7 protein-coding genes and 1 pseudogene are annotated in these 10121 nt (G+C 73.5%); 3 read left to right on the top strand and 5 right to left on the bottom strand.

Annotated elements, in window-relative coordinates; translation table 11 throughout:
* Positions 1-88 precede the first annotated feature (88 nt).
* Positions 89-1549 (bottom strand): aminopeptidase P family protein, encoded by a 1461-nt coding sequence (locus FNX44_RS18020; protein WP_143649309.1) that lies wholly within the window; start codon positions 1547-1549, stop codon positions 89-91.
* Positions 1550-1705: 156 nt separating this feature from the next.
* Positions 1706-3493, bottom strand: coding sequence for a PP2C family protein-serine/threonine phosphatase (locus FNX44_RS18015; RefSeq protein WP_407699199.1), 1788 nt, complete (start codon positions 3491-3493; stop codon positions 1706-1708).
* A 671-nt stretch (positions 3494-4164) separates the two neighbouring features.
* Here FNX44_RS18015 and FNX44_RS18010 point away from each other — a divergent pair.
* Entirely contained in the window at positions 4165-4827 is a 663-nt protein-coding gene (locus FNX44_RS18010; RefSeq protein ID WP_143649307.1) for a bifunctional DNA primase/polymerase, read from the top strand.
* A 981-nt stretch (positions 4828-5808) separates the two neighbouring features.
* Positions 5809-6570 carry a hypothetical protein gene (locus FNX44_RS18005; protein ID WP_143649306.1) on the top strand — a complete coding sequence of 254 codons (762 nt, stop codon included), beginning with the start codon at positions 5809-5811 and terminating at the stop codon, positions 6568-6570.
* A gap of 245 nt (positions 6571-6815) precedes the next feature.
* On the opposite strand, the gene FNX44_RS18000 is transcribed toward FNX44_RS18005, so the two are convergent.
* The 3 genes from FNX44_RS18000 to FNX44_RS17990 all read right to left on the bottom strand — a co-directional run bounded on the left by FNX44_RS18000 (position 6816) and on the right by FNX44_RS17990 (position 9767).
* Positions 6816-7784: a DUF5926 family protein gene (locus FNX44_RS18000; protein ID WP_143649305.1), complete on the bottom strand. Its 969-nt coding sequence runs from the start codon at positions 7782-7784 to the stop codon at positions 6816-6818.
* A gap of 135 nt (positions 7785-7919) precedes the next feature.
* Positions 7920-8741: an ATP-binding protein gene (locus FNX44_RS29725; RefSeq protein ID WP_407699198.1), complete on the bottom strand. Its 822-nt coding sequence runs from the start codon at positions 8739-8741 to the stop codon at positions 7920-7922.
* 216 nt (positions 8742-8957) lie between these two features.
* Complete coding sequence (locus tag FNX44_RS17990) at positions 8958-9767, bottom strand: glycerophosphodiester phosphodiesterase (protein WP_143649304.1); 810 nt, start codon at positions 9765-9767, stop codon at positions 8958-8960.
* Between the two features lie 164 nt (positions 9768-9931).
* Here FNX44_RS17990 and FNX44_RS29020 point away from each other — a divergent pair.
* Positions 9932-10121 (top strand): annotated as a pseudogene (locus FNX44_RS29020) (hypothetical protein); the annotation flags it as partial.

The following is a 10121-nucleotide window of genomic DNA, read 5'->3' as shown; positions in this document are numbered from 1 at the left end:
GGTGGACGGACGGCCGGCCCGGAACCCCTCGGGGCCCCGGACCGGCCGTCCGTACTGGTGCCGACTACAGCGTCGGGCGGAAGCGGAATCAGCCCTTCAGCTGAGCCATCCACTCCTCGACCTCGTGCGATCGGCGTGGCAGCGCGGCCGACAGATTGCGGTTTCCGTCCTCCGTCACGAGGATGTCGTCCTCGATCCGCACGCCGATGCCCCGGTACTCCTCCGGCACGGTCAGATCATCCGCCTGGAAGTACAGCCCCGGCTCGACGGTCAGGCACATGCCCGGCTCCAGCGTGCCCTCCGCGTACGTCTCCCGGCGGGCCACCGCGCAGTCGTGCACGTCCATGCCCAGCATGTGACCCGTACCGTGCAGCGTCCAGCGGCGCTGGAGCCCCAGCTCCAACACCCGCTCCACCGGGCCCTCCAGCAGCCCCCACTCCACCAGGCGCTCCGCCAGCACGCGCTGCGACGCCTCGTGGAAGTCCAGGTACTTCCCGCCGGGCCGTACCGCCGCGATACCCGCTTCCTGCGCCTCGTACACCGCGTCGTAGATCCGCCGCTGGACGTCGGTGAAACGACCGCTGATCGGCATCGTGCGCGTCACGTCCGCCGTGTACAGGGTGTGCGTCTCCACGCCCGCGTCCAGCAGCAGCAGGTCGCCGGACCGCACCGGGCCGTCGTTGCGCACCCAGTGCAGCGTCGTGGCGTGCGGACCGGCCGCGCAGATCGAGCCGTACCCGATGTCGTTGCCCTCGACTCGGGCCCGCAGGAAGAACGTGCCCTCGATGTAGCGCTCGGAGGTCGCCTCCGCGCGGTCCAGGACCCGCACCACGTCCTCGAAGCCGCGCACCGTCGAGTCCACGGCCTTCTGCAGCTCGCCGATCTCGAAGTCGTCCTTGACCAGCCGCATCTCGGACAGGAAGCCGCGCAGCTCCTCGTCCCGCTCGGCGGTCACCTTGTCGACCAGCGCCGCCTCGACGCCCGCGTCGTGCCCGCGCACCACCCGCACCGGGCCGCTCGCCGAGCGCAGCACCTCCGGCACCTCGCGCACGTCGGCACACCGGACGCCGTACAGCCGCTCGGCCTCCGAGAGGCTGTGCCGCCGGCCCACCCACAGCTCGCCCTGGCCGTCCAGCCAGAACTCGCCGTTCTCCCGGTCGGAGCGCGGCAGCAGGTACAGCGTCTCGTCGTGCCCCTCACCGCCGCGGCGCGGCTCCAGCACCAGCACCCCGTTCTCGGTGAGGTTGCCGGTGAGGTACGCGTACTCGGTCGCGGCACGGAAGGCGTACTCCGTGTCGTTCGACCGCGTCCTCAGGTTGCCCGCGGGAACGACCAGCCGCTCGCCGGGGAAGCGGGCGGACAGCTCGGCACGGCGCCGGGCGGTCTCCTTGACCTGGGCGATCGGCTCCAGGTCGCGCAGTTCGGTGTCCGCCCAACCGGTCTTCATGTTCTCGGCCAGCTCTTCGGACACACCTGGGTACAGGCCGTTCTTCCGCTGCTTGATCGGCTGCTCGTCTGCCGGGGTCTCCGGTGACTGCTGCTCGGCCACGTCGCTGCCTCCTTGCGTACGGACTGGGACCGCCCTCCATCGTATGTCCGCCCCTCCCGGTGCCGGTCCTGCCCGGAAATGGCAGCTTCCGGACGTGGCGGTTTCCCGACGCGACACCGCGCGGAGGGGCCGCGTGAGGCGTTGCGGAGGCGTGTCTCAGAAGCGGGCGGCGAGCAGGACGACGTCCTCCTCGTCATCCGCCCACTGCCGGGGCCCCAGCAGCTCGGCCAGGACGTGGTCGACCAGCGCCTCCGGCTCGGCCCGCACCTCCGGCGCCGCCGCCCGCACCACCGCGTGCAGCCGCGCCATCGCCTGATCCGTCATCGCCTCACCGGGGCCCGCGTCGACGCTGCGGTGCAGCACCCCGTCGGTGTAGAGCAGCAGAGTCTCCCCGGCGTCCAACATCAGCTCGACGCTCGGCGCCTCCCAGCACGCCAGCATGCCCAGCGGCGCCGACAGCGTCGTCTCCGCGAACTCGCACCGCCGAGGCCCCACCACCAGCGGCGGGCAGTGCCCGGCGCCGGCGACGACGATCCGGCGGGCGGCCGGCTCCGCGTAGCCGAACAGCGCCGTCGCCGAACGCGCCGGCTCCGTGAGCCGCATCAGCAGCTCCAGATCCGACAGCACCGCGACCGGATCCTCACCCTCCATCACCGCGTACGCGCGCAGCGAGGCCCGCAGCCGGCCCATCGCGGCGACCGCGCTCGGCCCGGAACCTGTGACCCCGCCGACCGACAGGCCCACCGCCGCGTCCGGCAGCGGCAGCACGTCGTACCAGTCGCCGCCGCCGCGCGGCCCCGTCCGGTGCCGCACCGCCAGCGTCAGCCCGGGCACCCGGGGCAGCCGGCTCGGCAGCAGCTCCTCGTGCACGGCCGCGTTGGCGCGCTCGGCGCGGGCCAGCGTCAGCCGCCGCGCCAGGTGCTCGGCGGCGCAGCGCAGATAGAGGCCGAGGAGGTGGCGGCGGCGCGCGGAGGGCTCGGCCGGTTCGTCGTAGAGCCAGACGGCGGCGCCCAGCCGGATCCCGGCCGCGCGCCGCCGCGCCGTGGCACCGCCGGCCTCCGGCCGGTCCGCGCCGTCGTCCGGCTGACCCTGCTGCCGCGCCCCGGCGTCCGACTCCGGTTCCGGCTCCGGGGCCGGGCTGGTCGCCACCAGGGGAACGGCGTAGCTCGCCGCGTAACCGAGCCGGGCGGCGACCTCGCGGTGAAGCGGATCGAGATCGTCCTCACCGGCGATGTCGGGATGCGTGATCTCGTCGGCGAGCGCCGCGGGGTCCGTCGCCGGGTCCGCTGTCGTCGCTTCCGCGGTGGTGCTGTCGTGCGCGGCGGGTGCGTGGGCTCTGTCGTGCGCCTCGGGGGCGGCGGGCGCGGCGGGCGCGTCCGACCGGGCGTCGGGCGCCGGGTGGGCCTCGTGCCGTCCGTCCGCTGTCGTCGGCAGACCGTCGAGCAGTCGGCTGTCGAGCAGCCGGCCGTAGAAGGCCGACCCGTCCGTCACCGTCTCGATCTGCCCGATCTCCGACCGCCCGAGACCGAGCCCGACCGTCTGCTCCGGGCCCAGCCCGTCCGCCGGTTCCAGGACGATCAGCCCGCGCTGCGCGCCGACGAGGCTCGCGCCGCCGCGCAGCGTCTCGTGCAGGGCGTCGTCCAGCGTCCGGGTGCGCGCGAGTCGTTCGGTGAGGTCGTGCAGGGCCGTCAGTTCGTGGATCCAGCCGGCCAGATGGTCCTGTACGGCGGCCAGCCGGTCGACCGGGCCCCACGGCCCGCCGGCCGACCCGTCGCCCCGGCGCCTTCCGCGACCGGCCCCGCCGCCGTCCCGGCCGGTTCCGTCGCCGTCCTCGCCGTCCGCCCGGTCGTCACCCGGGCCCTGCCCCCGGCCACCGCGCGCGGGGTCGCCGTGGGGCCGAACAGTCTCATCCGGCGGGGACAGCGGAGGATTGATTCCAGCCACTTTTGGTAGATGGTGAGTTGTCATGAGCAGCGGCTTCCGCCGGAGGGCGTGGTTCTCACTGGCATCGCGAACCCCCATGTCATGCTGCTCTGCCACCAGTGCGTCCAGATGTACACGTACCGGTCAGAGGATGTCCAGCATTGTCCGTATGCGGGCGATGGTGCCCAGGCACCGTCTGGGGCGAGGGGTGACAAGCCGAGTGTCCCGCAAGTTGGCGCAAAAAGTACCCCGCGTGCGTCAATTCGCGTTCGACTGGTTTTGCTCGGCGGCGATACCCGGGACGCTCCCCGGGGCCGGGTGGCTTCTTCTGGGTAGACACGAGAACAGAGGCACGCAACGCGCACGACGGCTACCGCCGGGCCCGGAACCCCCGAGCGGTTCCGGACGTCTCACACGGCGACTGCCGGGCCGGCTTCCGGCAGTGGCGAGAAGAGTTCACGACAGTACGGCAGCACGCGTGCGACCCCCGCCGGGGGGATCGCGGGAGAGCGCGCATTCGCCAGCCGCGCGCCACCTCCCGCCATGTTCCACGCTCCGCCCACGGCATGATGCGCTGCCTCGTACGCATGGTTACGACGGCAACACGTGTTGTTATGTCCGCTCTGAAGGTCCCTGAACGTCTTTGTCGGTAGTTCGCCGCGAACGGCCGCGAACGGAAAGGACAAGCGCTCATGCGCGAGATCCCCGGAAAGCAACGCATGACCCGTTGGGCACGGCGGACGGCCGCGCTCACCGTCGCCACCGAGTGGCGGTGGCCGGTGGTGCCCGGGGCGGAGTTGCGTGAGTCCGGCGGCCGCGCCGCCGCCTGCGCCTGCCCGCGCGCCGACTGCGTCGTACCCGGCGCGCACCCCTACGACCCCGGCCTGCTGGCCGCCACCACCGACGCCCGCATGGTGCGCTGGTGGTGGAACAGCCGCCCCGACGCACCCGTCGTCCTGGCCACCGGCGGCCAGGCGCCCTGCGCGCTCAGCCTGCCCGCCGCCGCCGGCGCCCAGGCGCTGAGCTCGCTCGACCGCCTCGGCGTACGGGTCGGACCCGTCGTCGCCACCCCGAGCCGCTTCACGTTCCTGGTGGCGGCGTACGACCTCGCGGAGCTCGGCGAGTTGCTGTACGCCCAGGACCACGTGCCCAGTTCGCTGCGGTTCCACGGGAGCGGTGGCTACGTGACCCTGCCGCCCACCGTCGTCGGCGGCGGCAGGGCGCGCTGGGAGCGCACCCCGGTCGTACGCCGCGGCACGAGCGCTCCCTGGCTGCCGCGCACGGAAACCCTCCTGGACGCCCTCGTCGAAGCCACCGCCACCGCCCCGGGCGGCGGCAACCGACTCACCTACTGACGCCCCTCCGGCCGACGCGGCGGCCGCCCGCCCCGAGCGGTCACACGCCCCGCCTGACGTCTCCCCGGCCCGGGGAGCCGCCGGACCCAGTCGCCGCACGGCAACCCCGCAGGCCCCAGGACCTGTGCGGGCCGACACCTTGTGGCCCGATGCCCGCCCATGCCCGGGACGTGCGCCGGACCGGGCATGGGCGGGCGTGGGGCCCGGTCCACCACTCAGGCCCGGACGCACCCGTGCCCCGGTGGCGCCCGGGGCTCTGTGCCCGGTCGCGCCCGGGCTTGTGCCCGGCCACATGTCTGGGGCCCGGTTCCGGCAGTCCGACCGGGCCTACCCGTGCTTCAGCACGCGCCTGGGACGGGAGCCCGGAGCCTGAGTCGCCGCCCATGACAGCCCCGAGGGGCCCGGTGGCGCACGCGGCGGGGAGCCCGTGACCCGGACACTTCCCTTGGCCCGGTGCACGGCCCCACCGGGTGAGGTGGTGCAGGCTCCTCCCGCTTTCCGGGTTCCGGGTTCCGGGTTCCGGCAGTTCATGTCCCGTCCGGGTCGTCGTAATCGGCCGACTTCCGGCCTCCGGTCGGGCCCGGGCCGATCGCCGGTCAGCGGCCCCGGGTGGGCCGACGGCGGGGCCTGGTGCGCGTGCCGGGTCCGCACCGTACGGGCTCGCGGAAGGCCCGTCCCCGCCCTGGCTGCGGAGGTTCGAGCGGCAGTCCCGGGTCCCAGCGGAGTCGGGCCGCGCCCCGAGGCGGGCGGCGCGGGATCGGGCCGCGCCCCGAGGCGGGCGGCGCGGGATCGGGTGGCGCGGCATCGGGTGGCGCCGGAGCCAGGCCGCGCGGGGGGTGGGCCGCGTGGCGGCCCTGCGCCACCCCGAGCCACCCGTGGGTCACGCGCGGGTCACTCGTAAGGGTTGAGCGTGGTTGTGGATCGCCGGGAAGTGGGCGGCGACGGCGGTCATCGGCCGGTCGATGCCCGTATGTTCGGCCCATGCATCCCCACTCCCGCGCGGCCGGCCGGCGACGTGCCTCCGGTCCCCGCGCCGCCGCTCTGACCGCCGTGGTCGTGCTCGCCGCCGTCCTGCCGCTCGCCGCCTCGGCCGCGGGGCCGGAGTCGGTGGGGCACGGCGGACCGGTCGTGGGCGTGGGTGCCGCGGTGGAGTCCGTGGACGGGCGGCCCGGAGCCGGTCCGCTCAAGATGCCGCCGGTGGGCGGGGACCGCCGTGCGGACGACGGGTCGGAGGACGGCACCGCCCCCTCCAGCGCGTCGGACGCCGAGCGCGAGGCCGACGGCACGGGTTCCGTTCCGCCCGCCGAGGATGCCGCCGGCCCGGCGGTGCCCGGCGAGGACGCGGCGGCCGGCACGCACGCCGACCCGGCCGCCGAGTCGTCCGCCGCCGGTCCGCGTGCGGTCTGCGGGCCGCAGGTCGGCGAGCCGGAGGTGCTGACCGCGCAGACGTGCGTGTTGGAACAGGGCGACGAGACCTGGGCGCGCGCCTACTACCGCAATGCGAGCGGGGAGCCGCTGCCGGCCGTGCTTTCTCTACTGCGGCCCGACGGGCGCTCACTCCAGGTCCACTGCGAACTCGACGGATCCACTGAACCGGGGACCTGTGAAACGCCTCGGCAGCGGTCCGTGCGCGCTATCGACGGCGAACTGCCGTACACGGCCGTGCTGGAGGTCGCGTCCCCGGACGGCGAACGTCTGCTGCTCCGCTCGGGCAGCAACTCACCCGAGACGCTGGAGAGTTGACCGCGGCGGCCGGGGATCGCCCGGTCGCCGCGGGGCGCGCGTCGGACCGGATCCGGAAATGGCAACGCCCGATCGCTGGCGACGGGGGATGCACCAGCGATCGGGCTTAGAGAACGGTAACAAGAGTTCGGCCGCACGCAAATTCCGGAGTGCCTTTTCGGACCGTGAATCCCCAACCGGAATGCCCCGTTGTGACGGGAATCACGACTCGTTGACGTTTCAACGAGCTATGCGTGGAGGTCCGATCAGCTCAGCGTGATCTGCCGGTTCGCCAGTCCGCTGCGCGCCCGGCGCTCGTCGGCGGTCAACGGCGTGGAGACGCCGAGAGCTTCGAGAAGTCGCTCCGCGAACGCCGCCGCCGGCTTCTCGCACTCCTCCGCCGTCATCGCGCTGGGCAGGTCCCACACGGGAACCAGCAGCCCGTGCGCCCGGAACGAACCCACCAGGCGCGTGTCCTCGCCGAGCGAGGAGGCGCCCGACGCGTGCAGCCTGGCAAGCGCGTCCAGCAACTCGTCCTCGCCGTGCGGCATGACCCACCGCAGGTGGTTCTTCTCCGGCGTGCGGCACCAGTACGCGGCCTCCACGCTCTCCAACCTGCTCGTCGGCAACGCGGCCGAATTGGCGCGTTCCAGTGAGGCGGCGACGTCGCCGCTCGCGCTCTCGGCGTCCGTCAGCCAGAACTCGAAGCCGTCGTGCACCTCCGGCACCAACGGCTCGTCCGGGTCCAACAGGTCCTGCAGGCGCGGTCCGTCCGCCGACGGGCGCTCGCCGGCCACCGGGTTTCCGGGCTCCGCGACCAGCGCACGGCGCAGCACGTCCGCCACGTCACGGCTCAGATCGCCCGACGGCGTGTCGTTCTGAAGGCCGATCATCACCGAGCCGTCCTCCCGCCGCAGGCCCGGCCACGCCATCGGCAGCACCGTCGCCAGCGTGGCGGACGGCACGCCCTCCGGCAGACCGTCACGCAGCTTCAGCGTGGCCGTCGCGGCCGGCACCAGCTCCCGCATCGCGACCCAGTCGCACTCACCGGGCAGGCCCTCGAACGGGCGCCGCACCAGCTCGGTCACCGCCTGCGCGGCGGCCCGGCCGTGGCAGGCCTTGTAGCGGCGCCCCGACCCACATGGGCAGGGTTCCCGGGCGCCGACCACGGGGATCTCCCCGTCGGTGAGCTGGGATGTGGCGGCCTTGGTCTGGGGGCGGCGCTTCTTGGCCATGGCGCGGGTCTCCGTGGGCGAAGGTCGGACGGAACTGTCCCGCGAGCTTAGGACACCGGAGCCGCGCCGCGCGCGGACGCCGCCCGCGGCCGGGGGCGCCGCCGGACGCGCCGACGAACGTGCCGCAAGGCGCGTTCAGCCGCGCCGACCGGCCGTCCCGTCCAGCCCGCCGCCGTCGACGCCCTCGACCTCGTCGAATCCCTCGACGCCCTCAAGTCCGTCGACATCCAGCGTGTTGATGTCGTCCAGGCCCTGGAACCCGTCAAGTCCCTCGATCCGGTCAAACCCTTCGACGTCCTCGACACCCGCCACGCCGGTCACGCCCGCGACGCTCTCGCCGGCGCCGCGCCGCTCCGACCTGCCGCCCGGCTCGCCGTCGAACGCCTCGTACCCCCGGCAGTGTTCGTCCGCCGCGCCGGCCGCACGCAGGTCGTCAGCCGCGCCCGTCGTGCCCGCCGTGCGCCTGCCGTCCCCGCGCGTAGAACGGCGGCGTCCCGCCAGCCCGCGCGGTGCCAGCGAGGCCATCCCGGCCAGCCCGCCACTGCCCAGCCGGGCGTGCGGACTGATGCTGGGCTGCGGCGGCTGCGGGCCCACGACGGCCCAGACGGTGACCTCGGAGTCGCCGTTGTCCTCCACGCCCCACTCCTGGGCGAGCGTGGTGATGATCGAAAGCCCGCGCCCGCCGTGCGACGTCACCGACGGCTTGGCCGGCGCCGGCCGCGTCGGCCCGCCGCCGTCCGTCACGGCGATCCGCAGCCGGCCGTCGGCGGAACGCCGCCAGTGCGCCCGGATCGAGTCGTCCGGCGCCAACGGACTCGCATGCCGACAGGAGTTGCTGAGCAGTTCGGAGAGTATGAGCACGGCGTCGTCGACGACGGCGTCCGGCGCGCCACCGGCCCGCAGTTCCGCACGCATACGCCGCCGCGCCAGACCGACGCCCATTGGTCCATAGGGCACGGCCATGGTTGACGATGCCGGCACTTCCGGTGCCATTACGAACGCCACCCCCGAGACCTCCTCTGCCCCATGCCAAGAACTTGGATGCCCTTTTCCGGTGCAACGGAAACCGGCCGGCAGCGGTCGTCTGACGCACACGTAACAAACGAACACGGTCTGAACGCGCCGGAGTACGCCCCGTGAGGAAACGACCGGAGAATGGTCGGCGCGAAACGCTCAGAGCTGACCAAGATCCGACAGTTGGGACAGCACCTGCTGTGGCCGATTTGTGATGACGGCGTCCACGCCCAACCGCGCGCACAGCTCCACGTCCGTCGGGTCGTCGACCGTCCACACGTGCACCTGCTGCCCGGCGCGCTGCGCCCGGATCACGTAGTCCGGGTTGTTGCGGATGATCCGCATGCTCGGACCCGCGATCCGCACCCCCGGCGGCAGCCGGCCCTCACGGTGCCGGGGCAGCAGGAACTGCATCAGGTACACCGTCGGCAGGTGCGGCGCGGCCGCCCGCACCCGCTGGAGCGAACGAGCGGAGAAACTCATCACCCGTACCGGTGTCTCCAACCGGTGCTCGGCCAGCAACCGGACCAGGCGCTCCTCCACCTGCCCCGCCCAGCGCGTCGGATGCTTCGTCTCGATCGCCAGCTCCACCGGCCGCCCGGCCGCCGCCGACTCCTTCACCAGCCGCAGCAGCCGCTCCAGCGTCAGCACCGACGTGCGTTCCGGGTCCTCGGCGTCCGGCAGTTCGTCGGCGTCCTTCCAGGAGCCGAAGTCGAGCTGCGCCAACGCCGACAACTCCAGCGTCGAGACCGCGCCGCGCCCGTTCGAGACCCGGTTCACCCGCCGGTCGTGCACACAGACGAGGTGCCCGTCGGCGGTCAACCGGACATCGCACTCCAACGCGTGCGCGCCGTCCTCGATCGCCTTTCGGTACGCGGCCAACGTGTGCTCCGGGGCGTCCTCGGAGGCGCCGCGGTGAGCGATGACGGAAATCGATCCAGGTCCCACCGCGCCATACTGCCACTCCACGCCCCCGACCCGCCCGGCCCCTCACCCCCGTGACCGTCTGCGCCGGATGGCCTACCCGCCGGGACGGCTTACGCGGCCTTGACACCCGATGGGAAAAGCTGACTGCACACTGGTTCTAGGGTGTGTGAGCCAGTGCCGCTGTCGTGTACCTGAGGAGACAAGCTGTGAGCGCCGAGCACGAGGGTGTCGACCGGAAGCCGGGCACCGACCGGCCCGAGGAGACGACGCCCCAAGACCGCGTCCCGACCACACAGTCGGAGAACGCGCCCCAACCGGGCGCGCCCGCGGAGCGTGCCCGCCCGGCAGGAGCGTCCGAGCCGGACGCTCCTGCCGCTGTCTCTTATACTGATCTGC

Source organism: Streptomyces alkaliterrae (genome assembly GCF_007097205.2).
GTDB classification, from domain to species: domain Bacteria; phylum Actinomycetota; class Actinomycetes; order Streptomycetales; family Streptomycetaceae; genus Streptomyces; species Streptomyces alkaliterrae.
Note: the sequence above shows the minus strand (reverse complement) of the source record. Positions and strands in the feature narration are given on the sequence as shown.